General features: G+C 74.7%; 23 protein-coding genes. 10 read left to right on the top strand and 13 right to left on the bottom strand.

Annotated elements, in window-relative coordinates; genetic code table 11:
• The first annotated feature begins 100 nt into the window (after positions 1 to 100).
• Genes SLAV_RS33875 through SLAV_RS33865 form a run of 3 tightly spaced genes read left to right on the top strand, consistent with a single transcriptional unit; the run spans position 101 to position 2,654 of the window.
• The gene (locus SLAV_RS33875; protein WP_030235589.1) at positions 101 to 982 is read left to right on the top strand and encodes a MetQ/NlpA family ABC transporter substrate-binding protein; all 882 of its coding nucleotides are present in this window, start codon (positions 101 to 103) and stop codon (positions 980 to 982) included.
• On the top strand, positions 979 to 1,995 hold the full coding sequence (locus tag SLAV_RS33870) for a methionine ABC transporter ATP-binding protein (RefSeq protein ID WP_030235592.1): 1,017 nt from the start codon (positions 979 to 981) through the stop codon (positions 1,993 to 1,995). The genes SLAV_RS33875 and SLAV_RS33870 overlap by 4 nt, the downstream gene beginning before the upstream one ends.
• On the top strand, positions 1,992 to 2,654 hold the full coding sequence (locus tag SLAV_RS33865) for a methionine ABC transporter permease (protein ID WP_030235593.1): 663 nt from the start codon (positions 1,992 to 1,994) through the stop codon (positions 2,652 to 2,654). The genes SLAV_RS33870 and SLAV_RS33865 overlap by 4 nt, the downstream gene beginning before the upstream one ends.
• A 56-nt stretch (positions 2,655 to 2,710) precedes the next feature.
• Here SLAV_RS33865 and SLAV_RS33860 read toward each other — a convergent pair whose 3' ends face one another.
• Both SLAV_RS33860 and SLAV_RS33855 read right to left on the bottom strand, forming a co-directional pair.
• Positions 2,711 to 3,088: a hypothetical protein gene (locus SLAV_RS33860; RefSeq protein WP_158740784.1), complete on the bottom strand. Its 378-nt coding sequence runs from the start codon at positions 3,086 to 3,088 to the stop codon at positions 2,711 to 2,713.
• Between the two features lie 154 nt (positions 3,089 to 3,242).
• Positions 3,243 to 4,034: a class I SAM-dependent methyltransferase gene (locus tag SLAV_RS33855; RefSeq protein ID WP_158740786.1), complete on the bottom strand. Its 792-nt coding sequence runs from the start codon at positions 4,032 to 4,034 to the stop codon at positions 3,243 to 3,245.
• A gap of 304 nt (positions 4,035 to 4,338) precedes the next feature.
• Between SLAV_RS33855 and SLAV_RS33845 the strand changes: the two genes are divergently transcribed.
• A complete protein-coding gene (locus SLAV_RS33845; RefSeq protein WP_030235602.1) occupies positions 4,339 to 5,460 on the top strand; it encodes a sulfite oxidase in 1,122 nt (373 codons plus the stop codon).
• Positions 5,461 to 5,483: 23 nt separating this feature from the next.
• Here SLAV_RS33845 and SLAV_RS33840 read toward each other — a convergent pair whose 3' ends face one another.
• The 6 genes from SLAV_RS33840 to SLAV_RS33815 form a co-directional block, all read right to left on the bottom strand.
• Positions 5,484 to 5,894, bottom strand: coding sequence for a GNAT family N-acetyltransferase (locus SLAV_RS33840; RefSeq protein ID WP_030235604.1), 411 nt, complete (start codon positions 5,892 to 5,894; stop codon positions 5,484 to 5,486).
• A gap of 79 nt (positions 5,895 to 5,973) precedes the next feature.
• Positions 5,974 to 6,399, bottom strand: a complete 426-nt coding sequence (locus SLAV_RS33835) for a GNAT family N-acetyltransferase (protein WP_030235607.1) — start codon at positions 6,397 to 6,399, stop codon at positions 5,974 to 5,976.
• A gap of 57 nt (positions 6,400 to 6,456) precedes the next feature.
• Positions 6,457 to 7,215 (bottom strand): SOS response-associated peptidase, encoded by a 759-nt coding sequence (locus SLAV_RS33830; RefSeq protein ID WP_030235611.1) that lies wholly within the window; start codon positions 7,213 to 7,215, stop codon positions 6,457 to 6,459.
• A gap of 81 nt (positions 7,216 to 7,296) precedes the next feature.
• Complete coding sequence (locus tag SLAV_RS33825; RefSeq protein WP_030235614.1) at positions 7,297 to 7,581, bottom strand: SHOCT domain-containing protein; 285 nt, start codon at positions 7,579 to 7,581, stop codon at positions 7,297 to 7,299.
• Positions 7,582 to 7,745: 164 nt separating this feature from the next.
• Complete coding sequence (locus SLAV_RS33820; RefSeq protein WP_030235617.1) at positions 7,746 to 8,411, bottom strand: response regulator transcription factor; 666 nt, start codon at positions 8,409 to 8,411, stop codon at positions 7,746 to 7,748.
• A complete protein-coding gene (locus tag SLAV_RS33815) occupies positions 8,408 to 9,613 on the bottom strand; it encodes a sensor histidine kinase (protein WP_030235619.1) in 1,206 nt (401 codons plus the stop codon). The genes SLAV_RS33820 and SLAV_RS33815 overlap by 4 nt, the downstream gene beginning before the upstream one ends.
• A 295-nt stretch (positions 9,614 to 9,908) precedes the next feature.
• On the opposite strand from SLAV_RS33815, the gene SLAV_RS43275 reads away from it, so the two are divergent.
• Positions 9,909 to 10,421 (top strand): hypothetical protein, encoded by a 513-nt coding sequence (locus SLAV_RS43275; protein WP_037687918.1) that lies wholly within the window; start codon positions 9,909 to 9,911, stop codon positions 10,419 to 10,421.
• An 84-nt stretch (positions 10,422 to 10,505) separates the two neighbouring features.
• Here the strand turns inward: SLAV_RS43275 and SLAV_RS33805 are convergent, their stop codons facing one another.
• On the bottom strand, positions 10,506 to 11,831 hold the full coding sequence (locus SLAV_RS33805; RefSeq protein WP_037687919.1) for a cytochrome P450: 1,326 nt from the start codon (positions 11,829 to 11,831) through the stop codon (positions 10,506 to 10,508).
• 272 nt (positions 11,832 to 12,103) lie between these two features.
• Here SLAV_RS33805 and SLAV_RS33800 point away from each other — a divergent pair, with 272 nt between their 5' ends.
• Positions 12,104 to 14,170 (top strand): phosphocholine-specific phospholipase C, encoded by a 2,067-nt coding sequence (locus tag SLAV_RS33800; protein WP_030235625.1) that lies wholly within the window; start codon positions 12,104 to 12,106, stop codon positions 14,168 to 14,170.
• A gap of 36 nt (positions 14,171 to 14,206) precedes the next feature.
• Here SLAV_RS33800 and SLAV_RS33795 read toward each other — a convergent pair whose 3' ends face one another.
• Positions 14,207 to 15,151, bottom strand: coding sequence for a LysR family transcriptional regulator (locus tag SLAV_RS33795; protein WP_030235627.1), 945 nt, complete (start codon positions 15,149 to 15,151; stop codon positions 14,207 to 14,209).
• Between the two features lie 88 nt (positions 15,152 to 15,239).
• On the opposite strand from SLAV_RS33795, the gene SLAV_RS33790 reads away from it, so the two are divergent.
• The 3 genes from SLAV_RS33790 to SLAV_RS33780 all read left to right on the top strand — a co-directional run bounded on the left by SLAV_RS33790 (position 15,240) and on the right by SLAV_RS33780 (position 19,632).
• Positions 15,240 to 16,301, top strand: a complete 1,062-nt coding sequence (locus SLAV_RS33790; protein WP_078950508.1) for a zinc-binding dehydrogenase — start codon at positions 15,240 to 15,242, stop codon at positions 16,299 to 16,301.
• On the top strand, positions 16,298 to 17,383 hold the full coding sequence (locus SLAV_RS33785) for an alpha/beta hydrolase family protein (RefSeq protein ID WP_078950509.1): 1,086 nt from the start codon (positions 16,298 to 16,300) through the stop codon (positions 17,381 to 17,383). Before SLAV_RS33790 ends, SLAV_RS33785 begins: the two co-directional genes overlap by 4 nt.
• 140 nt (positions 17,384 to 17,523) lie before the next feature.
• Positions 17,524 to 19,632, top strand: coding sequence for a SpoIIE family protein phosphatase (locus tag SLAV_RS33780; protein ID WP_078950510.1), 2,109 nt, complete (start codon positions 17,524 to 17,526; stop codon positions 19,630 to 19,632).
• A gap of 12 nt (positions 19,633 to 19,644) precedes the next feature.
• Here the strand turns inward: SLAV_RS33780 and SLAV_RS33775 are convergent, their stop codons facing one another.
• From SLAV_RS33775 to SLAV_RS33765, 3 genes are all read right to left on the bottom strand, one after another.
• Positions 19,645 to 20,823 carry a PP2C family protein-serine/threonine phosphatase gene (locus SLAV_RS33775; RefSeq protein WP_037687945.1) on the bottom strand — a complete coding sequence of 393 codons (1,179 nt, stop codon included), beginning with the start codon at positions 20,821 to 20,823 and terminating at the stop codon, positions 19,645 to 19,647.
• A 95-nt stretch (positions 20,824 to 20,918) separates the two neighbouring features.
• Positions 20,919 to 22,988 (bottom strand): prolyl oligopeptidase family serine peptidase, encoded by a 2,070-nt coding sequence (locus SLAV_RS33770; protein ID WP_051841234.1) that lies wholly within the window; start codon positions 22,986 to 22,988, stop codon positions 20,919 to 20,921.
• Between the two features lie 73 nt (positions 22,989 to 23,061).
• Positions 23,062 to 23,994, bottom strand: a complete 933-nt coding sequence (locus SLAV_RS33765) for an oxidoreductase (protein WP_100661121.1) — start codon at positions 23,992 to 23,994, stop codon at positions 23,062 to 23,064.
• A gap of 144 nt (positions 23,995 to 24,138) precedes the next feature.
• On the opposite strand from SLAV_RS33765, the gene SLAV_RS33760 reads away from it, so the two are divergent.
• Positions 24,139 to 25,086, top strand: a complete 948-nt coding sequence (locus SLAV_RS33760) for an ArsR/SmtB family transcription factor (protein WP_199922203.1) — start codon at positions 24,139 to 24,141, stop codon at positions 25,084 to 25,086.
• Positions 25,087 to 25,138: the final 52 nt, after the last annotated feature.

Genomic DNA, 25,138 nt, shown 5'->3' with positions numbered 1-25,138 from the left:
GGATCGTGAATACGATCTTTCATATCAAGCCAATACCAGGATCCATGCCTACTGTTCAGAGGTACTTCGCCAGACGCGTTCCTCTATCACTGGATCCACGATGCTTGCTGAATCACCCCGCCGCCGTACCGCGCTCGCCCTCTCCGCCGCCCTCACCGCCCTCGCCCTCCTGACCACCGGCTGCGGATCGGGCGGCGGGGACGGCAAGCGCATCCGCGTGGGCGTCGCCGGGGACGCCCCCGAGTGGGAGGTCCTCGCCAAGGAGGCCAAGAAGGAGGGCCTGACCGTCGAGACGGTCGTCTTCGACGACTACTCACTGCCCAACAAGGCCCTCAGCGCGGGTGACATCGAGCTCAACGCCTTCCAGCACCTGGTCTTCCTCGCCCAGTCGAACACGGAGAACAAGACCGACATCGCCCCGATCGCGGCCACCACGGTGGTTCCGCTCGGCCTGTACTCCAGCAAGCACAAGCAGCTGGCGGACCTCCCCGAGCGCGCAGAGATCACCCTGCCCAACGACCCCGCCAACCAGGGCCGCGCGCTGCGCGTCCTGGAGCAGGCCAAGGTCATCGAGCTCAAGAAGGACACGGGTCTCTTCGCCACCCCCGACGACGTCACGGCCAACCCCAAGCACGTCAAGCTGACCCCGGTGAACGCCCAGCAGACGCCGCGCACCCTCAAGGACGCCGACGCCGCGATCATCAACGACGGGGTCGCCGAGCTCTCCGGCATCAAGGCCGACACCGCGCTCTTCAAGGACGACCCCGCATCCCCGCAGGCCGTCCCGTACCTCAACGTCATCGCCGCCCGCGCGGACCGCAAGGACGACGCCGACTACCAGAAGATCATCAAGCTGTACGCGTCCAAGGCCGTCCAGGACGAGGTCCGCCGCACCAGCAACGGCACCGCGCACCACATCGAGCTCGCCGCCCCCGAGCTCCAGGCCGAACTGGCCCGCGTCCAGAAGCAGCTGCGCCGGTGACCGCCGCCATCGAACTGCGCGGCGTGCGCAAGGAGTTCCCCGGCGGGGCCGTGGCCGTCGACGACGTGAGCCTGACGGTCGGCGCGGGCAGCGTCTTCGGGGTCGTCGGACACAGCGGCGCGGGCAAGTCCACGCTGCTGCGCCTGGTCAACGGCCTGGAGGAACCGACCGCGGGAAGCGTCCTCCTCGACGGCCAGGACCTCGCGGCACTCGGCGAACGCCGGCTCCGCCCGGTCCGCCGCGACATCGGCATGATCTTCCAGCAGTTCAACCTGTTCCGCTCGCGCACCGTCCTCGGCAACGTCACGTACCCGCTGCGCCTGGCCGGCCTGGACCGCGCCGCCGCCCGGGCCCGCGCCGAGGAGACCCTCGACTTCGTCGGCCTCGCCGGACACGGCAAGCGCTACCCGGAGCAGCTGTCCGGCGGGCAGCGCCAGCGCGTCGGCATCGCCCGCGCGCTCGCCACCCGCCCGAAGGTGCTGCTGTGCGACGAGGCCACGTCCGCCCTCGACCCGCAGACCACCGGCGAGGTACTGGCGCTGCTGCGCCGGGTCAACCGCGAACTGGGCGTCACCATCCTGCTGATCACCCACGAGATGGAGGTCGTCCGTACGCTCTGCGACCGGGTCGCCGTCATGGAGGACGGGCGGGTCGTGGAGAGCGGCGAGGTCTACGAGGTCTTCGCGCGGCCCGCCCACCCCACCACGGCCGCCTTCGTCCGCTCCGCCCTCCACGGCGAGCCGGACGGCCCGCTGCTGGAGCGGCTGCGGGCCCGCCATCCGGGGCGGCTGGTCACGGTGCCCGTGGTCGACGGCGCCGCGGTGCTGGACGACCTCTCGCCGCTGCTGCGCGAGAACGGCGTCGACTTCACCCTCGTCCACGGCGGCGTCGCGGAGGTGCGCGGACGGCCGCTGGGGAGCGTCACCCTGGCCCTGCGCGGAGGGGACGCGGCGGTCGAGGCCGTCGTCCGCGGCCTCGCCGCGCCCGCCCAGCGGGAAGCGGGTGTGCGGTGAAGGCCGACTGGAGCACCTTCTGGCCCAAGGTCGTGGACGCGACCGGCGAGACCGTCTACATGGTGCTGATCACGCTGGCGCTCTCCACCGTCCTCGGGCTCGCCGTCGGGCTCGCCCTCTACGCCACCCGCAAGGGAGGGGTCCTGCCGAACCGGCTCGTGCACGCGGTGCTGGGGACGTTCATCAACGTCATCCGGCCGGTCCCCTTCATCATCGCCATCGTGGCCCTGGCCCCGGTGACCCGGGCGGTGGTCGGCACGATGATCGGCACCGACGCGGCCGTCTTCCCGATGACGATCGTCGCGACCTTCGGGATCGCGCGGATCGTGGAGTCGAACCTGCTCTCCGTCGAACCGGGCGTCATCGAGGCGGCGCGCTCGATGGGGGCCGGCCCGCTGCGCATCCTGCTCACCGTCCTCGTGCCCGAGGCGCTCGGGCCGCTGGTCCTCGGCCTGACCTTCATGCTCGTCGCGCTGATCGACTTCTCCGCCGTCGCGGGCACGGTCGGCGGGGGCGGGGTCGGCAACCTGGCCATGACGTACGGGTACCTGCGGTTCGACACCTCGGTCATGGTCGTCACCGTCCTGGTCCTGATCGCCCTCGTCCAGTCCGCGCAGTTCCTGGGCGACCGCGTCTCGCGCAGGATCCTGCGGCGCTGAACGCACCGTCGGCGCACCCCGGACGTCCGAGATGCGCCGACGGCGGCCGTGCCGGGTCAGTAGGTGTAGCTCAGGCCCGACTTGTACGGGGTCAGGGACCGCGAGCCGACCACGCCGCGGTACTGGTACCAGCCCCACTTCTTGCAGATCGTCTGGTAGCTCAGGGTGTTGTAGGCCCCCGAACCCACCCGCACGCGCGGGTAGATGACGTTGTCGCCCCAGTCACCGCCGGCCGGACCGACGGAGTAGGCGTCCACCGCCCAGTAGACGCCGACCACGGACCCTCCGCCCGGGCAGTTCCAGTCGCCGAAGTTGACCCAGACGTTCCCGCCCGACCAGGCGCTGGCCGGAGCGGCCGTCAGCCCGACCACCCCCAGGGCCATGACCGAACCCACCAGCATGCCACGGGATTTCCGGAGCAGTGATCCACGCATGAGACCTCCCCAGTGACGGATGCGCGCGCTCTCGCCTCGCGTGCGGAGCAGACTCCCACACGATCCGGCCGATTGTCTGACTTTCGATGGAACACCGCAGAAGTCGAACTATCGACCGACAAATGGGTGTTCGGCACCGGCGGGTTTCCGGTGGTCAGACCGCCAGCGCCGTGGTGACCACCAGGGGCGGCCGCTCGCGCTCCGCCGTCCAGTCACGGCCGCGCAGGAGTTCCGGATCGGCGAGGGACTGCGCCTCTTCCACCGTGGGGTGCTGCTGGACGACCTCCCGGAACCCGGCGCCCTCCAGCAGCTCCGGATAGATCCCGGGGGGCCAGGCGTGGTTGCGCACCTCCTGCCAGGTCCCGTCCGTGCGCCGCAGCCGTACGGTCAGCTCGTCGCCCGGTCCGTACACCTCGCCCGGCTCACCGATCCGCAGGGAGGCGTACTCCCGGCCGGTGCAGGCGGGGTCGGTGGCCAGCAGGACGCAGGGGGCGCCGGGGCGCAGCAGGCGGCGGATCTCGGTGAAGACGCCGAGGACGGCCTGTTCGTCGGGCAGCGACGCGATCACGTGGTTGCACATCACCGCGTCCGCGCAGCCGTCCGCCAGGCCGGTCGCCCGCCCGTTCTCGACCAGGTGGAACTCCGCCACGGCGCTCTCCTGGGCCCGGGCCAGCGCCAGCATCTCGGGCGAGGTGTCCACCCCGACCACCCGGGCCCCCAGTATCCGGGCCGCGCGGTCGGCGACCGCGCCGGGACCGCATCCGTAGTCCACGAGGACGTCACCGCCGCGGATCCTGCGGGCGAGGGCCCGGAAGACGAACGGATAGCCGAGCAGCCAGTCCGTGGCCGCCTCCACCGCCGCGAAGGCCTCCGCCCCCGCCCGTCCGGACCAGGCGGGGTCCCCGGTCCCGCCCGTCCGTCCCCTCTTGCGCGACCTCTCGTTCACAGCCCCACTATCGGCCCATCGGGGCCGCGCCGCAGGGCTACGACACGGCGTCCCGTACCGGAGGTGCCTGCCGTACGGGCCTACCGGGCGGTCGGTGCCGTAGTGCCGGTCCTCGCGGAAGCGGACCGCGCGCAGGTCGGTGAACCCGCTGTCGGCGCGGAGCTCGGCCGCGTGCCGGCCCGGCGTCCCGGCCCGGTCGCCCGCCGCCCGCCCGTGATCCCCGCACCCCTCAACTCGGCCGATCGGCAAGGCGTCACCCTGGTCCCCGGGTGCCGGAGCCGGTGGTGGGCGCGACCATGGGGGTATGGACACGGCCCTGAGCGGGATCAGCGCCCCGGGGCGGCTGGCGGCCGAGGACGAGGACATCGGGGCGGAGGAACTGGCGCTCGCCGCCCGCAACCACGGGCTGCCCCTGGAGGCCCTGCGCTACGGGGTCACGCCGGCCGGGCTGCACTACGTACTGGTGCACTACGACATCCCGGCCGCGGACCCCGGCACCTGGCGGCTGACGGTCGGCGGCCGGGTCGACCGGCCGCTGTCGCTGGACCTGGCGGCCCTGCGCGCGCTGCCCGCGGTCACGCGGCGGGTGACGATGGAGTGCGCGGGCAACGGGCGGGCCCGGCTGTTGCCGCGGCCGGTCAGCCAGCCCTGGCTGGTGGAGGGAGTGGGCACGGCCGACTGGACGGGGGTGCCGCTGCGGACGGTACTCGCCGAGGCCGGGGTACGGGCGGAGGCCGTCGAGGCGGTGTTCACGGGGGCCGACCACGGCGTGGAGCGCGGGGTCGAGCAGGACTACGCGCGCAGCCTGCCGGTGGCCGTCGCGGCCGGCACGGAGCCGGAGGTGCTGCTCGCCTACGCGATGAACGGCGGGCCGCTGCCGCCGCAGCACGGGTTTCCGCTGCGGCTGGTGGTGCCGGGCTGGTACGGGATGGCGCACGTGAAGTGGCTGCGGGACATCACGCTGTCCGACGTGCCCTTCGAGGGCTTCCAGCAGGCATTGGCCTACCGCTACCGGCGCGACCCCGAGGACCCCGGGGAGCCGGTGACGCTGATCGCGCCGCGCGCCCTGATGGTTCCGCCGGGGTTCCCCGACTTCATGTCCCGCCTACGCGTCGTGCGCGCCGGCCCCGTACCGCTGGAGGGGCGCGCCTGGTCCGGGCACGGGCCGGTCACCCGGGTCGAGCTGAGCTGCGACGGGGGCCGGACGTGGACGGACGCCGCCGTGGAGCCGGGGGCGCGGGACGGCCGGTCCTCCCGGGCGTGGCAGGCGTGGCACGGCGTGTGGCGGGCCGCGCCCGGCCGCTACGTCCTGATGGCGCGGGCGACGGACGCCACGGGCCGTACCCAGCCGCTCGGCCAGGCCTGGAACCGCGGGGGCTTCGGCAACAACGCCGTCCAGCGGGTGCCCGTCCTGTGCCGCCGGTGAGCGGCGCCGCGGCCCGCGCCGGCTCACTCCTCGGGGCCGTCGAGGGTCCAGGCGGAGTGGTGCGCGGTGAACCCGACCCGGGGGTAGTAGTCGACGGCCGCCGGGGCGGCGAGCAGGATGATCGTGGCCTGCGGGGCGGCCTCGCCGGTGACCCGGATCAGCTCGCGCCCGACGCCCTTCGACTGGTAGGCCGCGTCCACGGCGAGGTCGCTGAGGTAGGTCGCGTACGCGCCGTCGGTGACCGACCGGGCGATGCCGATGAGGCGTCCCTCGCCGGTGCGGGCCGTGACCACCAGGTTGGCTCCGGCCAGCATCCGGGTGAACCGCTCCACGTCGTCGACCGGGCGGCGCTCGGCGAGCGTCGACGCGCGGTAGAGACCGAGGACCTCCTCGACGTCCAGGGCGGATCCGACGACGCGTTCACAGGACCACATTGCGGGTGACTCTCCTCGGTGCACGGCGCCCGCACCCTGCGCAGGCCTTCGACCATGATCGTACGGGCCGCCGGCCGCCTCAGAGCAGTCGGGCCATGCCCACCGACGCCGGCGCCGGGTCCACGAATCCGAACTTCGCGTAGAGGTGCCGGGCGTCGCCGTCGGCCATGAGGGACACGTACGTGCCCTTCGGCGCGCGCCGCTCCAGCTCGGCGGTCAGCTCGGCCATGATCAGTTTGCCGAGGCCCTGCCCCTGGTGCTCCGGGAGCACGCAGATGTCGACGATCTGGAGGAAGCACCCGCCGTCGCCGATGATCCGGCCCATGCCGACGGTGTCCGCGTGGTGGGTGACGGTGACGCAGTACCAGGAGTTCGGCAGCCCTATCGCCGAGCCCTCGACGCTCTTGGCGCCGAGCCCGGTCGCGCCGCGCAGCATCCGGTACGTCGCGACGTCCGGAACGCCCGGCCGGATCTCGTAGGCGGCGTTCTTCTTCCCCGTGGTCATGGCTTCGCCTCGCATGCTTTCGTGAAGGTGCGGATGGTAGTGGTCGGGGCGAGCGTCTCACGGGCCACTGACAACGCCGCCGTCCGGGACCGGGGCGTCCAGGAGCTCGGGGCCGTTGTTGCGGACGCTGTTGACCGCCGTGCCGACCGCGCGGACCTCCAGGCGGCCCCCGGCGGGGGTGGCGAGGAGGGTGCGCAGGGCGTGCGGGTCCTGGTGCGAGGGGTCCAGCCAGGCGTCGTAGTCGGCGGGGGCCAGGGCCAGCGGCATCCGGGGGTGGACCCGGCCGGCGGCGTCGGTGGCCTCGGTGGTGATGACGGTGCAGGTCGCCCACCAGGCAGCCGGGTCGTCCTCGTCCGGGACGGCGGGGTCGCGCCAGAACTCGTACAGGCCGGCCATGGCCATCACGGCGCCGTCCTGCGGGCTGATGAACCAGGGCTGCTTGTACGCCTTGGCGGTGGCGGTCGCCGGGACGGCCTGCCACTCGTAGAAGCCGTCGGCGGGCAGCAGGCAGCGGCGTTTGGCGTAGGCGCGGCGGTACGCCGGCTTCTCCGCGACGGTCTCCACCCGGGCGTTGATCATCCGGGCCGCCCCGCCCGGGTCCTTGGACCAGGGCGGCACCAGCCCCCAGCGCAGCGGCCGCAGCCGGCGTTCCAGGAGCCCGGTCTCCCGGTCGGCGCGCTCCAGCACCGCCCACACGGGATCGGTCGGGGCGACGTTCCAGCTGGGCGGGACCACCGCGTCGGGACTCGGCGCGAGGGCGCCGAACAGGCCGGTCAGGTCCTCGGGGCTGCGGGTGGAGACGTATCGGCCGCACATGCCTCCAGCCTGCCACGCGGCCCGCCGCCGGGACCGCCGCCGGGCCGGGCGGCGGGCCGGGCACTCGCCCTGGCGGTGTGCTCATGCGGCGCCGTCCCGGAGGGAGCGGCCGAACTGCTCGTCGAGGACGGACAGCCGGCGCCAGTACTCCTCCTCGTCGATCTCCCCGGAGGCGAAGCGCCGTCCCAGGATCGCGATCGGGGAGTGCTCGCCGTACGCGGCGCCCCGGTTCTGCCAGGGTCCGCGTCGGCCGCCGCGCCACACGGTGCGGCGCAGCACGGTGACGACGGTGACCACGACCGCCGCCCACACCAGGGGGAAGAGCAGCAGCCAGGGGGCGGGTCCGTCGTGGGCGAGGGTGGTCAGGGTGGTGGTGTCCATCTCGGTTCGGCTCCTCGGAAGCGGTGGTTCTCGTCTCGCTTCCGAGCCTCCCTCCCGGCGGGGGTCCGGGTCGTCGTACGGGCGGCGGCACCGGGGGTACTTCCGCGGGAGTACCCCCGGTGAGGCCGGTCCCGGCGGGGTGGTGGGCGTCAGCCGAGCCAGCCGGGCCGGACCAGCCCGGACTCGTAGGCCAGGACGACGAGTTGGGCCCGGTCCCGGGCTCCGAGCTTGACCATGGTCCGGCTGACATGCGTCTTCGCGGTGAGCGGGCTGACGACGAGCCGGCGGGCGATCTCCTCGTTGGACAGCCCCATGCCGACCAGGGCCATCACCTCGCGCTCCCGCCCGGTGAGCCGCTCCAGGCCCCCCGCGGCGGCGGGCCGTCTGGAGCGGGCGGCGAATTCCGCGATCAGCCGGCGCGTGACGCCGGGGGACAGCAGGGCGTCGCCGTCCACCACCGCCCTGACCGCGCGCAGCAGTTCCTCCGGTTCGGCGTCCTTGACGAGGAAGCCGGAGGCGCCGGAGCGGATGGCTTCGAAGACGTACTCGTCGAGTTCGAAGGTGGTCAGCATGACCACCCGCACGGCGGACAGCGTCCCGTCCCCGGTGATCGACCGGGTCGCGGCGAGTCCGTCGAGGCCGGGCATCCGGATGTCCATGAGGACCACGTCGGGGCGCAGGGTCCGGACCAGCCGCACCGCTTCCTCGCCGTCCGCCGCCTCGCCGACGACCTCGATGTCGTCCTGTGCGTCGAGCAGGGCCCGGAACCCCGCCCGGACGAGCAGCTGGTCGTCGGCGAGCAGGACGCTGATCACGGTTCCTCCTGGAGGGGGGCGGCCGTCGGCGGAAGTCTCGCGATCACCCGGAAGCCACCGTCCGGGCGGGGACCGGCCTCGATGGTGCCGCCCAGGGCTGCGGCCCGCTCGCGCATTCCGGCGAGGCCGTTGCCGCTGCCGCCGGCGGGGTCGCCGGTGGCCGGGCCGTCGTCGTCCACCCGCAGTTCGAGGCCGTCCGGCCGCCAGGCGAGGCGGATGCGGGCGGTGCGCGAGCCGGAGTGCCGCACCACGTTGGTCAGGGCCTCCTGGAGGATGCGGAAGGCGGCGAGGTCCGCGCCGGGCGGCAGGGTCCGGGGCCGTCCCTCCGTGGCGGCGGTGACGGTCAGTCCGGCCGCCTCGGCCTGTTCGAGGAGTTCGGGGAGGCGGTCGAGGCCCGGTGCGGGCGCGCGCGGCGCGGCGCCGGGGGCCCGGAGGGTGTCGAGGACCTGGCGGACCTCGCCGAGCGCCTCCTTGCTGGCCGCCTTGATGGTGGTGAGCGCCGTACGCGCCTGCTCGGGGTCGGTGTCGAGAAGGGCGAGGCCGACCCCCGCCTGGACGTTGATCACGGAGATGCTGTGGGCGAGGACGTCGTGGAGTTCGCGGGCGATGCGCAGCCGCTCCTCGTCGGCCCGGCGGCGGGCGGCCGCGGCCCGCTCGGAGCGCTCGCGGGACCACTGTTCACGGCGGACGCGGACCAGTTCGAAGACGGCGAGCATGGCCAGGACCCAGGCGGTGACGCCCAGCTCCTGCGTCCAGGGGGCCGGGCCGTCCCCGGGGGGAGGCAGCCACCGGTAGAGCCAGTGTCCGATGAGCAGCCGGCCGGTCCACAACAGTGCCACGGCCCCCCAGGCGGCCCCGCGGTGTCCGGAGATGACGGCGGCGAAGCAGGCCACGGCCAGGCTGATGAAGACGGGGCCGTAGGGATACCCGGCTCCGAGGTAGACCAGGGTGACGGCACTCACCCCGTAGACCACGGCCACCGGGTACCGGTGGCGCACGACCAGCAGGGCGGGTCCGAGCAGGAGCAGGATCCGGGCCCACACGTCGAGCGGCATCCGGCCGCTTTGCGCCTGCGCGGCCCATGCGGAGCCGGCCTGCGCCAGGACGGCGACGAGCAGCACGGAGCGCAGGCCCGGGCCCCGCCCGGCTCCTTCCGCCCATCGTCGCCACGGCGGACCGTGGCGTTCGCGCTGCTGTTCCATGACCATCACGCTAGAGGTGGGACCGCGTCACCGGCGTCACCCCGGCGTAGCGTTTCCGGTGTACTCCCCCGGTAGTACACCGGAGTACGCCGACTCCCCGGCACGCCCACCGCACACTGCACACCGCACACCCACCGTGCTCCCGGCGCACACCCGCCGCGGCCCGCGCCGGAACGCAATCCAGCCAATCACTGATGTGCACATGACATCTCAAGACCCCTGTGGGACATTCCGTGACGCACTCCGCACCGGCCTCGCACCACACCCCCACAAGGACGTGTCAAGGAGGAGCGACATGCTGCACCTCACGCAGCCGCACCGGACGAAGCTCGCCGTCGCCGCACTGGCACTCGCGGCCTGTGCCGCCGGCGTCACGACCGCCACCGCGTCACCCACCGCCGACCAGAAGGTCGACGGCGTCATCGTCGTCGCGGGCAACACCTGCGGCTGGACCAATGCCCGGACCAGCGCCAATCCCCCCACCGCCCTCACCGTGGACCGCAGCAGCATCAACAAGCCCGGCGGCAACCTCACCTGCGACGGGAGCATCACCGCCTCCCTCAACAACAACCCGGCCTTCACCTTCGACGACACCGCCGCGACCGCCCGGACCGACCTGATCGACATCACCGGGCAGCAGAGCTTCGTCTCCTGCCGCTACAAGGCCACCAACATCGTGTGGGACCGCGACGGGACGACCAGGAAGTACGTCAACAGGGCCTTCACCGCCACCAAGACCTCGGGCAGCTTCCTGTGTCCGGGCTCCGTCACCACGGCGGCCGGGGGCGCGTCCATGCTCTTCCACTGACCGGCGGCCGGGCCCGCCCCTTCCCCCTCCGGCGGGCGGGCCCGGACCGGAACCGTACGCGGCACCCGGCCGCCACCCCCGGGATCAGCCCAGCGTCGCGGGCGTGGGGCCGTCGGGGCGGACCGTGATGCTGTACGCGGCCCCCTCCGGCACGGACCGGAAGCGCGGGGTGTGGTCGGGCAGCAGGTGTTCCAGGAGGACCGTCGACTCCCGCAGGGCGAACCGGAGGCCCAGGCAGGCCCGCGGCCCCATGCCGAACGGCAGGTAGCTCCCCGGTTCGGCGGGGCGTCGGCCGGGGACGGTGAAGCGCTCCGGGTCGAAGCGCCCGGGATCCTCCCACAGTCCGGGATCGCGGTGCGTGAGGTAGGGGCAGACCACGACGTCGGTGCCGGCCGCGATCCGGTACCCGCAGAGCACGTCCTCGCGCGCCGCGGAGCGCGGCAGGATCCAGGCGGACGGGTAGAAGCGCAGGGTCTCGTGCACCAGGGCCTGCACCGCCTGCCGCCGGCCGTCCGAGCCCTCGGGGCCCGTGGCCAGGGCCCGCTCCCGTGCCCCCGGGTTCCGGTCCAGCAGGAGGTACAGCCAGGTCAGGGTGGAGGCGGTGGTCTCGTGACCGGCGACCAGGAGGGTGACCAGCTCGTCACGGATCAGCCGGTCGGTGTACTCGGGGCGCGTGCCCGCCGCGTCGAGCAGCACGTGCAGCAGGCCCGGGCCGTCGGGTCCGGCCGCGCCGTCCCGGGCCGCCTCGATGGCGCGGCTCGCCACGGCGTCGATCCGGGCCAGTTCGGCGGCGACGGCCCCCCGGGCGGCGCCGCCGTCGGCGGGCAGGCCGGGCAGCTCGGCCACCACGTGCGCCACGGCGCCCAGTTCGCGCTCGGTCGCGGGGTCGAGGGGATGTCCGGTCAGGGACCGCCAGATGGTGTCCAGGGCGAAGCGGCGCATCTCGTCGCCGACGTCGAAGACCCGGCCGGTACGGGCGTACCCGGCCCAGCGCTCCGCGGCGGTCCGGGCGGCACCGGTGATCCGCCGTTCGTAGCGGCGCATCCCCGGGCCGGTGAACTGCGACTGCAGCAGCCGCCGTTGCCGCTGCCAGGCGTCGCCGGTGGCGGCCAGGACCCCGTCGCCGATCAGCAGCCGGGCTCGGTGCGAGCGCTTGACGTACCGGTCCGGATGGAGCGCGAGCACGTGCCGCACGGCTTCGGGCGCGGTGACGAGGACCGTCGGGCCCGACCCGGAACCGAGGTCCAACGCCGCGATTCCACCCAGCCGTTCGCGCGCCAGGGTGAAGAGGTCGACCGGTTGCCCTCCCCCGGCCCGCCACTCGGCGACGAGGGCGGGGTCGAGTTCGGGAACCCGGCGGTCCGCCGGGACGGGGCCCGGCAGGCGGCCCGGGCGGGCGTCGGTGGACACGGGTGGCTCCTGTTCGACGGGGGTGCGGCGTCACGCGGGGCCGGGTACGGGCATCACGCACTGTAGGGGAGCGGGGGCTCCCCGCGACAGCCCGTCCCGCGACGGGGCCGGTTCGCGCCCGTCCGGCGCCGCGTCTGGCCGAACTCCGTCGGAATCCGGCTGCCGTTCGCCTGGTGTATCCGCTGCCGTCACGTCAGGCTCCCTGTCCGGTACCCCGGCCGCGCTGTGCTGGGGGCGCTCAACCACCCCTCAACCACAGAGGTCGTACCGCCATGGCAGAACTCAACCGCCGCCGCTTCCTGCAGCTCGCGGGCGGCGCCGCCGCCCTGACCATGCTCGACGAGAGCATCGCGCGGGCCGCCGCCATCCCCGCGCAGGGCGGCACCGGCACCATCGCCGATGTCGAGCACATCGTGGTCCTCATGCAGGAGAATCGTTCATTCGACCACTACTTCGGCGCCCTGCGCGGCGTCCGCGGCTTCGGTGACCCGCGCCCGGTGACCCTGCCCAGCGGCAAGTCCGTCTGGCACCAGTCCGACGGCACGAAGGAGACGCTGCCCTTCCGGCCGCCGTCCGACGACCTCGGCATGGAGTTCCTCCAGGGCCTCAACCACGACTGGGCGGGCGGCCAGAGCGCCTTCAACAAGGGCCGGTACGACAACTGGGTACCCGCCAAGACGCCCACGACCATGGCCCACCTGACGCGCGAGGACATCCCCTTCCACTACGCCCTCGCGGACGCGTTCACCGTCTGCGACGCCTACCACTGCTCGTTCATCGGCTCCACCGACCCCAACCGCTACTACCTCTGGTCGGGCCACACCGGCAACGACGGCAAGGGCGGCGGCCCGGTCCTCAACAACGCCGAGGCGGGCTACGGCTGGACCACGTACCCGGAACGCCTGGAGGCGGCCGGGATCTCCTGGAAGGTCTACCAGGACGTCGGCGACGGCCTCGACGCGGCGGGTTCCTGGGGCTGGATCAACGACGCCTACCGGGGCAACTACGGCGACAACTCCCTCCTCTACTTCAACAGCTACCGCGGCGCCAAGCCCGGCGAGCCCCTCTACGAGAAGGCGCGCACGGGCACCGACGCCAAGGCGGGCGAGGGCTACTTCGACAGGCTGCGCGCCGACGTCGCCGCCGGCACGCTGCCGCAGATCTCCTGGATCGCCTCCCCAGAGGCCTTCAGCGAGCACGCCAACTGGCCCTCGAACTACGGCGCCTGGTACATCGCGCAGGTGCTGGACGCCCTCACCTCCAACCCCGACGTGTGGGCCCGTACCGCGCTCTTCATCACCTACGACGAGAACGACGGCTTCTTCGACCACGTCGTCCCCCCGTACGCCCCCGCCGACGCCTCCCAGGGCCTGTCGACCGTGCCCACCGCCCTGGACGTCTTCCCCGGCAAGCCCGGGTACGTCGCCGGACCCTACGGCCTCGGCCCGCGCGTCCCGATGCTGGTCGTCTCGCCGTGGAGCACCGGGGGGTACTCCTGCTCCGAGACCTTCGACCACACCTCGGTCATCCGCTTCATGGAGCAGCGCTTCGGGGTGCACGAGCCCAACATCTCGCCGTGGCGCCGCGCCGTGTGCGGCGACCTCACCTCCGCCTTCGACTTCGCCCGCAAGGACACGGCCTCCGTCCGGCTGCCCGACACCGGCGCCTGGGCCCCGCAGGACCGCGACCGCCACCCCGACTTCCGGCCCACCCCGCCCGCCGAGGGAGCCGTACCGCGCCAGGAGAAGGGCCTGCGTCCCACGCGGGCGCTGAAGTACGCCCCGTACGTGGACGGCGCCGCGCTGACCGGGGAGGGGAAGTTCCGGCTGACCTTCGGCGGCGGCCCGGACCTGGGCGCGCAGTTCTACGTCACCTCCCGCAACCGGACCGACGCCCCCTGGACCTACACCACCGAGGCGGGCAAGTCGATCGCGGACGTCTGGAACACGCGGTACTCGGCCGGGGTCACCGACCTGACCGTGCACGGCCCCAACGGCTTCCTGCGCGGCTTCCGCAACCCCGGCACCACCCCCGGCCCCGAGGTCACCGCCCGCCACAACGCCACCACCGGGAACCTGGACCTCACCCTCACCAACGCCGGTTCCTCGGCCGCGATCCTGACGGTCACCAACGCCTACGGGGGCGGGCCCAAGCGCCTCACCGTCGCCAAGGGCGCGACGGTCACGTACAGCGTCCCGCTGAGGAACACCCGGCGCTGGTACGACGTGACGGTCACCGCATCCGGGGTGCCGGACTTCCTGCGCCGCTTCGCGGGCAAGGTGGAGACGGGCGCGGCCGGCCTGTCGGACCCCGGGATCCTGACGGACCAGTCCTCCTGACGGACCTGTCCTCCTGACGGACCTGTCCCGGACCCCTTACGCCGGGTCCGGGACCGGCTCCGGCTCCGGCAGCCAGTCGCGCGCCGGATCGTACTCCAGCCAGCGGCTGCGTCCGGCCTCCTCCGCGAGCCCGGCCAGCAGGGCGGGCAGTCCGGGGTGGGGGTCGGCGGCGCGCCACAGCAGCGACCAGGCGTAGAGCGGCGTGGGCCGTACCAGCGGCACGGACCGGATGCCCGGAGTCCGCGGGAGCGGCACGTCCGCCGGCATCAGCGTGAAGCGCCGCGGGTCGCCGTGGAGCCCGGACAGGAAGTGCTCGGGGCCCAGGTTCGGGCTCTCGGCGTGCTCGGCGACGCCGAAGCGGCGGGCGAAGCGGTGCAGGAAGTCGAGGCGGTCCAGGGCCCCGGGGGTCCACAGCACGCTCCCCCGCAGCTGTTCGGGCCGCAGCTCGGGCTCGGCCGCCAGCGGGTGGTCCGCCCCCAGGACCGCGTCGACCGGCTCCAGGCGGACCAGGCGGTGGGTCAGTCCCGCGGGCAGCGGCGGGTGGACCCGCCCGAAGGCGGCGTCGACGTCCCCGTGCAGCAGTGCGGCGGCCACCGAGGGCAGGTCCCGGCCGTGACCCGGTTCCAGGGCCGGTTCCCCGGCGGCCGCCGCCACCGGGGCCAGCGTGCGCATCGGGGCGTACAGATGGCCCCACACGTCGACCCTCAGCGGCCGGTGCCCGTCCCGTACGGCGGCCACGGCGCGGTCGGCGGCCGCCAGGGTACGGCGGGCCGGTTCGAGGAACCGACGCCCCGCGTCGGTCAGCCGGACCCCCTGGCCGCCGCCCCGGTCGAACAACGGCGTGCCGAGGGCGGACTCCAGGCGGGCGATCCGTTTCGACAGGGCCTGCTGGGAGACGGAGAGCGACTCGGCTGCCCGGCCGAAGTGCAGTTCCCGCGCGGTACCCACGAAGGCGCGCACCTGCGCGAGATCAAGATCCACGCCCTCACCATAGGCGACAACCTCTGGTTGTCAGCCGCTCCCGCGGGTTGTTGGACCGGCCCCCGGCCCCGCCGCTTCCATGACGGGCATGAGAAGACTGATTCCCACGGGAGATCCGGCGCGGCCGGTGGAGTTCGCGGAGGTCGCCCAGCCGGTACCGGCCGACGGCGAGGTGCTGGTACGGGTCGAGGCGTTCGCGCCGAACCGCGGCGAGACGTTTCTGCTGGAACGGCCGAAGCCCGGCCTGCTCCCCGGCAAGGACGTCGCCGGGCTGGTGGTGCAGGCGGCGGCCGACGGTTCCGGCCCGCCGATCGGGACCCGGGTGGTGGGGCACCCGCCGCTGGGCGGCTGGGCGGAGTACGTGGCCGTACCCACGCATTCGCTGGCCGTCCTGCCCGACGGGATCGACGCCGTCCGGGCCGCGGCGCTGCCGCTGGCCGGGATCACGGCCCTGCGGCTGCTGCGCACGGCGGGGAGCCTGGCGGGCCGCCGCGTCCTGCTGACCGGCGCCTCGGGCGGCGTGGGGCACTACGTCACCGAGCTGGCGGCAGCGGCGGGCGCCGAGGTCACCGTGGTGACGGCGACCCCGGCGCGCGGGGAGCGGCTGCGGCGGCTGGGCGCGGCGGCGGTCGTGCACGAGGTGGCGGCGGCGCGCGGGCCGTTCGACGTAGTGCTGGAGTCCACCGGCGGCCCCGCCCTCCCGGTGGCGCTGTCGCGGCTCGCGCCGGGCGGGCTGCTGGTGTGGTTCGGGCAGGCCTCCAGGACCCCGGCGACCCTGGACTTCTTCGACTTCTTCGCCGGTCCGGAGGGCGCCTCGATCCGGCACTTCCACTACGCCGGGGCGCCGTACGCCGACGATCTGGACGCCCTCGTACGCCTGGTGGGGGCCGGGCGGCTGCACCCGGAGATCGACCGGGTCGCGGACTGGGAGCGGACGGCGGGAACGCTGGTGGACCTGCGGGAGCGGCGGATCCGCGGCAAGGCCGTACTGACGACGGGCCTGACGGCGGACCGGGCGGCGGGCCGGGCTGCGGACCGGGCGACGGGCCGGGCTGCGGGCCTGACGGCGGGACGGGCTGCGGACGCGACTGCGGCAACGGACCGGGCTACGGCCCCGGCTGCGGACCTGGCGACGGGAGCCGCCCGATGAGCCGGGCAGCGGACGCGGCCGTGGACGCCACCTCCCCCGAGGACGCCGTCTCCACCGAGGACGCCGCGGCCGCCGTCGCCGCCCTCGCCGCCCTCGCCGAGGAGCGGTTCAGCCGGGCCACGGGGGCCGGGCTCGACCCCCACGAGTACCGGTACGTGACGGGCGGGCCCGCTCTGGCCGACGGCTGGGCCGAGGCGTTCGCGGCCGCGGGCCGGCGCCACCTCGCCCGCGCCGAGGGGGCGGCCTCGGCCGTCTCCGCGGGCGGGCACCTCCAGGTCGCGGCCCGCTGGTTCCACTTCGCGACGCTGGGCCCGGACCCGCGGGCGCGGGCCCAGGCGCGGGCCGCCGCGGAGGCCGACGCGGCCATGGGGCGGGCGCTGGCCCTGCTGGAGCCGGGGGCCCGGCGGATCGAGGGGCCCTCCTTCGCCGGCTGGCTGCGCGGGGCGGCGGACGCGGCGGCCACGGTGGTGGTGGTTCCGGGGCTGGACTCCGGGAAGGAGGAGTTCCACGCGGTCACCCGGGCGCTGCTGGACCGGGGGCTGGCGGTGTTCGCCATGGACGGGCCGGGCCAGGGCGTGCTCGCCCCGTCCAGCACCCTGCGGCCGGACTACGAACGGGTGCTGGCCGGGGTGATCGACGCGCTCGGTGCCGACCGCGTGGGGCTGATCGGCCTCAGCCTCGGCGGCTGGTACGCGGCGCGCGGCGCGGCCCTCGAACCGCGCGTGGCCGCGGCGGTCACGGTGAGCGGGCCGCTGCGGCTCGACTGGGACGGCCTGCCGCCCGTCCTGCGGGAGCTGATCGCCGCACGCGTCGGCGGAACGGGGGCGGCCCACGCGTTCACCGGCCGGGTCGACCTGTCGGGGGCGGCACCGGACATCGCCTGCCCGCTGCTGGTGGTGGACGGCGGGCGGGACGTCATCCCGGGCGTGGTGAACGGGGCCGCGCTGGCCGCGGCCGCCCCGCGCGGGGAGTACCTGCTGGTCCCGCACGGCGAGCACCTGCTCGGCAACGCCCACCCGCACTGGCTGGCCCGCACCGCGGACTGGCTGGCCGCGGCCCTGACGGCACCCGGACGGAGCTGACCGGCCCTCCCTCCCGGCCCCCGCCCCGGACCCGGCACGCTCCGGTCCGGCCCCGCCACCCCGGGTGCCCGGCACCGGGTCGCAGGGGCGGGACCGGGGACGCAGCATGGAAGGAGGTCCGTCCGGGTGAGGAGGCCCGCATGACCGATGGGCAGCCCGCTCCCCGCGCCCCCCGTGCCGGGGCACGGCGCGGGACGGTGGCGTCCGCGGCGGCCGGGGCCGTGGCCGCGGGCGGTCTCCTCGACGTCCTCGGCGTGGCCGCCATCGTCCTGGACGCCGACGGCCGGATCACCCTGTGGAGCCCGCAGGCGGCCACCCTCTTCGGATACCCGGCCGAGGAGGCGCTCGGCCGGTACGCGGCGGCGCTGCTGGTCGCGGACGAGGACCGCGAGGAGGTGCTGGGCCTGTTCGCCCGGGTCATGGCGGGCGGGGACACGGGCTCGTGGGCGGGGGTGTTCCCCGTACGCCACCGGGACGGTCGCACCGTGCTGGTGGAGTTCCGCAACATGCGGCTGCAGGCCGACAACGGCCGGCTCTTCGCGCTGGGCCTGGCCTCCGAGCAGGCCACCCTGCGGCGGGTCGAGCGGGACCTGGCGCTGTCCCTGCGCCTGGTCGACCAGTCCCCCCTCGGGCTGGCCGTCCTGGACACCGATCTGCGCTTCGTGCTGGTCAACCCGGCGCTGGAGCGCATCAACGGCGTCTCCGCCGACCGGCACCTGGGGAAGCGGATCGCCGAGATCCTGCCCTTCCTCGACGCGTCGGCGATCGAGGCGCGGATGCGCGAGGTCATGGCGACCGGCGTGCCCGTGCTGGACGAGTTCACCACCGGCAGGATCGCCGCGGACCACGACGGCGAGCGCGCCTGGCTGGTGTCGGTCTACCGGCTGGACGACCAGGCGCGCCGGGTGATCGGCGTCGCCGTGTCGGTGATGGACGTGACGGAACAGCACCGTACGGCCGTGTCCGCCGCCCACGCCCGGCGGCGCCTGTCCCTGATCGCGGACGCCTCCGTCCGCATCGGTACCACCCTCGACCTGGACATCACCGCCCGGGAACTCGCCGACGTCGCCGTCCCGGAGGTCGCGGACATCGCCGCCGTCGACGTCCTCGACACGGCCCTGACGGGTCTGCGGCCGGGCGGGGACCCGATCGACCTGGGCGTACGGTTCCGGGCGCTGGCGGTGAAGGCCGCCTACCGGACCCCCGCCGAGGCGGCCGCCGACCCCGTCGGGGACGTCGCCCTGTACGGCCCCGCCCGGCTGGTGTCCCGCTGCGCCCGCACCGGCCGGCCGGTCCTCGTACCGCACGTGCTGCCGGAGGACCTGCCCCGGATCGCCCGCGACGAGGACGCGGCCCGGCTGCTCGGCGAGGCGGGGCTGCACTCGTACCTGGCGGTGCCGCTCATCGCCCGGGGGCAGGTGCTGGGCGCCCTGGACCTCAAGCGGGCCCGCAACTCCGTACCCTTCGGGCCGGACGACGTCCTGCTCGCCTCGGAGCTGGCGGCCCACGCGGCGGTGTCCATCGACAACGCGCGCTGGTTCCAGCGCCAGCGGCACGCCGCCCTCACCCTGCAGCAGCACCTGCTGCCCCAGTCCCCGCCGGCGGCCCCGGGCCTGGACATCGCCTACCGGTACCAGCCCGCGGGGGCCGCGGACGAGACCGGCGGCGACTGGTTCGACGTCATCCCCCTCACCGGGGAGCGCACCGCGCTGGTAGTCGGGGACGTGATGGGCAGCGGCATCAACGCCGCCGCCACCATGGGACAGCTGCGGGCCACCGCCCGCGCCCTGGGCCGCCTGGGCCTGGACCCGGCGACCGTCCTCACCCACCTGGACGCGGCCACCGCCGACCTCGGCGAGGCGATGGCCACCTGCGTCTACGCCGTCTACGACCCGCACACCCGGGTGTGCCTGTTCTCCACCGCCGGGCACCTGCCCCCGGTCCACCTGCGCGGCGGCCGCCACCCGCAGCTCCTGCGCCTGAAGTCGGCGGTCCCGCTGGGCGTCGGCGGCATCCCGTTCTGCACGACCTCGCTGACCCTGGCCCCCGGGGACGAGCTGGTGCTGTACACCGACGGGCTGGTCGAGACCCGCGACCAGGACATCGACACCCGGCTGCTGACCCTCACCGACCTGCTCGCCGGGCCCCACCGCCCCATCGAGGAGACCTGCGACCTGCTGCTCTCCGCCCTGCGCCGCCCCGACACCCACGACGACGTCGCCCTCCTGATCGCCCGCGCCCTCCCCTGACGGGGGGCCGGGTCAGGGGTGCGGGGAGCGGGAGCGGATGCGGGCCGCGAGGACGGCGACGTCGTCCTCGGCGTGGACGGCGTCGAGGCCGCCGACGACCGCGTCGGCGGCCTCGGTGATGGTGGCCCCGCGCGGCAGCCGCAGGGCGGTGAGGCGGGCCAGGGAGGTGTCGATGTCCTCGCCGCGGCGTTCGACGAGCCCGTCGGTGTACAGCAGGAGGGTCTCGTCGGCGGCCAGGGGGTGGGCGACGGACTCGTAGCCGCCGAGGCCGGTGCCCAGCGGGGGGCCGACGGGGACGTCGAGGAGCCGGCCGGTGCCGCCGGCGGCGAACACCGCGGGCGGCAGGTGGCCGGCACTGGCGTAGACGGCGGTCCCGCGCGCGGGGTCGACCCGGACCAGCAGGCAGGTCGCGGGGCGCCGCGCGGCGTCCTCGGAGACCACGGCGTCGAGCTGGCGCAGCACCCGGTGGGGGGCCAGGTCGGTGGAGGCGACCTCGCGCAGGGTGGAGCGGTAGGCGTTCATGTCGACGGCGGCGTCCAGGCCGTGGCCCATGACGTCCCCGACGACCAGCAGGGTCCGCCCGAAGTGCAGGCGCACGGTCTCGAACCAGTCGCCGCCGACGAGCGCGCTCGGCCCGACGGGCAGGTAGCGGCCCGCGATCAGGAGGTTGGGGTGCGGCCGGCCGGGGTCCGAGACCAGGGCCCGCTGGAGGTTGAGCGCGACGCTCTCGGTGGCGGCGAGCCGCCGGGCGTGGCGCACGTGCACGGCGGCGACCCGGGCCGCGAAGTGCAGGGCGGCGGCCTCCCGGTCGGTGAAGGCCGCCCCGACGCGCGCCACGAGGAGGGTCCCGTACGAGGTGCCGTGCCGGGCGAGCTCGACGGACAGGCCGTGCACCGGGGGGCCGCCGGGCCGCAGCGTCCAGCTGCGCAGCGGATGCCCGGCGTCGACCGCCCGGACGGCGGCGGCCGCTCCGGGTACCGGGGGCCGCAGCAGGCCGGCGGCGCCGGCCTCGGCCACCCGCTCGACGCGGCCGGCCTCACCGGTCAGGTCGACGGCGGCGGCGTCGCAGAGGGTACGGAAGAGGAAGGCGGCGAGTTCCCGGCAGGTGGTGTGCTCGTCGTCGGTCGTGCCGATCGCTTCGAGGGTCTCGTCCGGCGCCGGGACCCACGCGCGGCTGTCGCGATCCGACACGGTACCTCCGCCCGCCGGGCGGCCCCGTGCGGGCCGCCGGTCGTTCCATTGCACCAGCCGCGGCGCGCCGGGCGGGGCAGCGCGCCGGGCGGTCTTCACCTGCGCGGGGTCAGCCGCTCCCACAGGAAGGTGTGCACGAGGGCCTCGTTGAAGGCGGTCTGCCGGTGGTCGGTGGCGCCGCCGTGGCCGCCGCCGAGGTGCTCGTGGAAGAGGACCGGGTGGCCGAGTTCGCGCAGCCGGGCGGCGGCCTTGCGGGCGTGGCCGGGGTGGACCCGGTCGTCGCGGGTGGAGGTGAGCAGGAGCAGCGGCGGGTACGCGGGGCCGTCCGCGCGCATCCGGTGGTACGGGGAGATGTGCTCCAGGTGGGGCCGGTCGGCCGGGTCGTCGGGGTCGCCGTACTCGGCGGTCCAGCTGGCTCCGGCGAGGAGCTTGTGGAAGCGGAGCATGTCGAGCAGCGGCACGTGGGCGACGACCGCGCCGAACAGTTCGGGTTCGCGGGTGAGCATGGCGCCCATCAGCAGGCCGCCGTTGCTGCCGCCCTCGATGCCCAGCTGGGCGGGGGTGGCGATGCCCCGGGCGGTGAGGTCCCGGGCGACGGCGGCGAAGTCCTCGAAGGCGCGCACGCGGTTGGCGCCGAGGGCGGCCTGGTGCCAGGCGGGCCCGTACTCGCGGCCGCCGCGGATCCCGGCGACCACGTAGGTGCCGCCGCGGGCGAGCCAGGCCCGGCCGGTCACGGCGCTGTACTGCGGGACCATGGAGATCTCGAAGCCGCCGTACCCGTAGAGCAGGGTGGGGCCCGGGCCGGGGCGATCCTCGGGGCCGACGACGAAGTAGGGCACCCGGGTGCCGTCGGCCGAGGTGGCGAAGTACTGGCTCACGGCCATGCCGGCGGTGTCGAAGAGCGCGGGTCCCCGCTTGACGCCCTCTCCCCCGTCGGCGGCTCCGGCGGTGCCCCGGTACAGGGTGGAGGGCTGGAGGAAGCCGGTGACGTTCAGGAAGTACTCGTCGCTCTCGTCCGGGTCGGTGCACACGACGGAGGCCGTGGACAGCGGCGGTACGCCGGCGAGCGGGGCGCGGGTCCAGCCGTCCGGGCCGGGGGTGAGGAGCTCCAGGCGGGAGGAGACGTCGGCGCGGGTGGTCAGCAGGAGGTGGTTGCGGGTCCAGCTGTGGCCGCCGAGCGCGGTGTGCGCGTCGGGGGTGAACAGCACGTCGGGCTCGCGGTCACCGGCCCGGAAGGCGTCGAGGTCGAAGGCGAGGAGGCTGCCGGGGGCGTGGCCGAGCCAGGGCGAGCGGGGGGTCACCATCAGCCACTGGCGGTGGACGGAGGCGACGGCGTCGTCGGGCACGTCGATCTTCTCGGGCGGACCGTCGGGGTCCGCGGGCAGGAGGAAGAGCTCCTGGTTCCAGAAGTCGATCTGGCGGGAGACGAAGTCCCGTTCGAAGCCCGGCGTGTGGTCGCGCCAGCCGGAGGCGGAGAGGTCCGAGGGACGGCCCTCGTAGACGGTCTCGGCGGAGGCGAGGGGCGTGCCGCGGCGCCAGCGGCGGACCTGGAGTGGGTAGCCGGAGGGGGACATGGATCCGGGGCCGAAGTCGGTGCCGATCCAGACGTGGTCGTGGTCGATCCAGCCGATCCGGGTCTTGGCCTCCTCGACGGCGAAGCCGCCGTCCACGAAGCGCAGGGTCTGCAGGTCGAACTCGCGCACCACGCAGGCGTCGGCGCCGTCCCGGGACAGCATCACGAGGGCGTGGCGGTGTCCGGGGGCCAGGACCGCACTGCCGGCCCAGGCCCACTTCTCGCCCTCGGCCTCGGCGAGGGCGTCCAGGTCCAGGACGGTCTCCCAGGCCGGGTCGTCGGTGCGGTACTCCTCCAGGGTGGTGCGCCGCCAGACGCCGCGCAGGCGGTCGGCGTCCTGCCAGAAGTTGTAGAGGTGGCGGCCGCGCCGGACGACGTACGGGATGCGCCCGTCGTCGTCGAGGACCTCGCGCACCTCGCGCTCCAGCACCTTGAAGTCGGTGCCGGTGGTCAGCGCGTCGACGGTCTCGGCGTTGCGCTCACGGACCCAGGCGAGGGCGGCCTCGCCGGACACGTCCTCCAGCCAGAGGTACGGATCGTGGTCATCGGGACCGGAGGACTCACGGGTCACGCCGGGGGCTTCGTCGCTCATCCGTCGATTGTGCCGGACGGGCCCGTCGGCCCGGCGCGGGACCCGCGCCCGGCCTCGGAGCGCCGTCGGGAGGTCAGGCCTCCTCGGTGCGCCGGTGGAGGGTGTCCAGGGTGGTGAGTTCCGCTTCGGTCAGGCGCAGGGCCGCGGCGGCGACGTTGGCGGTGAGGTGGTCGGGGTTGCCCGTGCCGGGGATGGCGAGGACGTGGGGGCCGCGCTGGAGGGTCCAGGCGAGGCGGATCTGTGCGGGGCTCGCGCCGTGCGCACGGGCCACGGCGAGCAGTGCCTCGTCCTCCGTGCCGCTCGCGCCGCCCTCGCGGCCGGTGGTGGCGATCGAGTAGAAGGGCACGAAGGCGATCCCCTGCTCGCCGCAGTAGCGGACGAACTCGTCCTGGTCGGGCCGCATCCCGATGCCGTACGGGTTCTGCACGCACACCACCGGGGCCACGGACCGGGCCTCCGCCAGCTGTTCGGGGGTGACGTTGGAGACGCCGAGGTTGCGGATGAGTCCGGCCTCGCGCAGTTCCGCCAGGGCTCCGAAGCGTTCGGCGACCGCGGTGGTGCCGCCCGGTATCCCGGAGACGCGCAGGTTCACCAGGTCGAGGTGGTCGCGGCCGAGCTGGCGGAGGTTCTCCTCGACCTGGCCGCGCAGTTCGCGGGGGCCGGCGTGCTCCGTCCACTCCCCCGACGCCCCGCGGGCGGGGCCGACCTTGGTGGCGATGACCAGGTCCTCGGGGTAGGGGCCGCCGAGGGCGCTGTTGATCAGCTCGTTGGCGGAGCGGAGCGGGGAGAAGTAGAAGGCGGCGGTGTCGATGTGGTTGACGCCGAGTTCGACCGCGCGGCGCAGGACGGCGAGGGCCCGGTCCCGGTCGCCGGAGGCGGCTGCGGCGTGCAGGGCCGCGCCGTTCTGGGGGATGCGCATCGCTCCGAAGCCGAGGCGGTTGACCTCCAGGTCGCCGAGCTTCCAGGTCCCCGAGGCGGCGGCGGTGATCGTTTCAGTGGTCGTCATGCCGGAATGATCCATCAGCCGGTACGCTCACCGCCACGGATTCGCACATGCGTGAATCGGTGGGGAGGCAGGGTCGTCTTGGTGCGGCGCGAGGGGCCGGACGGGCCGGTCAGGCTGGCGTTCTCCGCCGGGGACCTGGCGCAGATGCGCTTCGCCGTCTCCCCGATGTGGGAGGTGGGTACCAGCATGCGGCTGCTGAGGTCCGGGGCCGCCCATCCCGTGCACGGCCCGTGGACCGCCCAGGTGCGGCCGCGGCTGGCGGCGGCCGGGCTGGACCGGGGCTGGCTGGCCGAACTGGTCGCGCCGAAGGGCTTCGTACCGGACTTCCTGAACCCCGCGCCCGACGGGCCCGCCCCCACCCTGGAGCAGGAGCTGGCCCGTGTCAGGGAGGCGCCCGCGGCCGCGGTGCGCCGGGACCTGGACCGGCTGGCCCGGGAACAGGGGCGGCTCGGTCCCCGGTCGCGGGCCCTGTACGCGGATCCGCAGGGGCGGCTGGCCCGGGTGGCGGAGGAGGTCCGGCAGTACTGGGAGCTGGCCCTGGGCCCGTACTGGGCGCAGATCCGGACCGTGCTCGACGCGGACGTCTTCCACCGTTCCCGGCAGGTGGCCGAGCAGGGCGCGGCCCGGCTCCTCAACGACCTGCATTCCTCGCTGAGCTGGTCCGACAACGCGCTGCGGCTGGCGCTGCGCCGGCGCGCCCTGTCCCGCAGCACGGCGGGGTCCGGGCTGGTGCTGATCCCGTCGGCCTTCACCGGGCCTGTGCCGCTGACCCGGGTGGCGCCGCCGGAGCCGCCGCAGCTGGCCTATCCGGCGCGGGGGACCGGCTCGTTGTGGGCGTCCCGGCCGGCCGTCGCCGGTACCGCCCTGGCCGCCGTGCTCGGGCGTTCGCGGGCCCGGCTGCTGGCGGAGCTGGACACCCCGGCCTCCACCTCGGAACTGGCCGCCCGTACGGGGCTCTCGCCGGCCGGGGTGTCGCAGTACCTGACGGCCATGCGTGACGCGGGACTGGTCAGCGCCCACCGTGCGGGCCGCTCGGTCCTCTACGCCCGTACGGCGGTGGGCGAGTGCCTGCTCACGGCGGGCTCCGCCTGAACGGGCGGTACGGGCAGGGGTGCGGGTTCCGCGTTCGCCCGCCCCGGCGGAC

The organism is Streptomyces lavendulae subsp. lavendulae, assembly GCF_002803845.1.
Classification (GTDB): Bacteria; Actinomycetota; Actinomycetes; order Streptomycetales; family Streptomycetaceae; genus Streptomyces; species Streptomyces lavendulae.
Note: the sequence above shows the minus strand (reverse complement) of the source record. Positions and strands in the feature narration are given on the sequence as shown.

What these genes read in the sequence shown, in the direction of transcription:
- SLAV_RS33765 (WP_100661121.1), bottom strand. Translation starts at nt 23,994, where the DNA reads ATGACGACCACTGAAACGATCACCGCCGCCGCCTCGGGGACCTGGAAG.
- SLAV_RS33830 (WP_030235611.1), bottom strand. Translation starts at nt 7,215, where the DNA reads ATGTGCGGCCGATACGTCTCCACCCGCAGCCCCGAGGACCTGACCGGC.
- SLAV_RS33860 (WP_158740784.1), bottom strand. Translation starts at nt 3,088, where the DNA reads ATGCGTGGATCACTGCTCCGGAAATCCCGTGGCATGCTGGTGGGTTCG.
- SLAV_RS33770 (WP_051841234.1), bottom strand. Translation starts at nt 22,988, where the DNA reads ATGAGCGACGAAGCCCCCGGCGTGACCCGTGAGTCCTCCGGTCCCGAT.
- SLAV_RS33845 (WP_030235602.1), top strand. Translation starts at nt 4,339, where the DNA reads ATGGACACGGCCCTGAGCGGGATCAGCGCCCCGGGGCGGCTGGCGGCC.
- SLAV_RS33875 (WP_030235589.1), top strand. Translation starts at nt 101, where the DNA reads ATGCTTGCTGAATCACCCCGCCGCCGTACCGCGCTCGCCCTCTCCGCC.
- SLAV_RS33800 (WP_030235625.1), top strand. Translation starts at nt 12,104, where the DNA reads ATGGCAGAACTCAACCGCCGCCGCTTCCTGCAGCTCGCGGGCGGCGCC.
- SLAV_RS33760 (WP_199922203.1), top strand. Translation starts at nt 24,139, where the DNA reads ATGCGCTTCGCCGTCTCCCCGATGTGGGAGGTGGGTACCAGCATGCGG.
- SLAV_RS33840 (WP_030235604.1), bottom strand. Translation starts at nt 5,894, where the DNA reads ATGTGGTCCTGTGAACGCGTCGTCGGATCCGCCCTGGACGTCGAGGAG.
- SLAV_RS33785 (WP_078950509.1), top strand. Translation starts at nt 16,298, where the DNA reads ATGAGCCGGGCAGCGGACGCGGCCGTGGACGCCACCTCCCCCGAGGAC.
- SLAV_RS43275 (WP_037687918.1), top strand. Translation starts at nt 9,909, where the DNA reads ATGCTGCACCTCACGCAGCCGCACCGGACGAAGCTCGCCGTCGCCGCA.
- SLAV_RS33835 (WP_030235607.1), bottom strand. Translation starts at nt 6,399, where the DNA reads ATGACCACGGGGAAGAAGAACGCCGCCTACGAGATCCGGCCGGGCGTT.
- SLAV_RS33780 (WP_078950510.1), top strand. Translation starts at nt 17,524, where the DNA reads ATGACCGATGGGCAGCCCGCTCCCCGCGCCCCCCGTGCCGGGGCACGG.
- SLAV_RS33790 (WP_078950508.1), top strand. Translation starts at nt 15,240, where the DNA reads ATGAGAAGACTGATTCCCACGGGAGATCCGGCGCGGCCGGTGGAGTTC.
- SLAV_RS33815 (WP_030235619.1), bottom strand. Translation starts at nt 9,613, where the DNA reads ATGGAACAGCAGCGCGAACGCCACGGTCCGCCGTGGCGACGATGGGCG.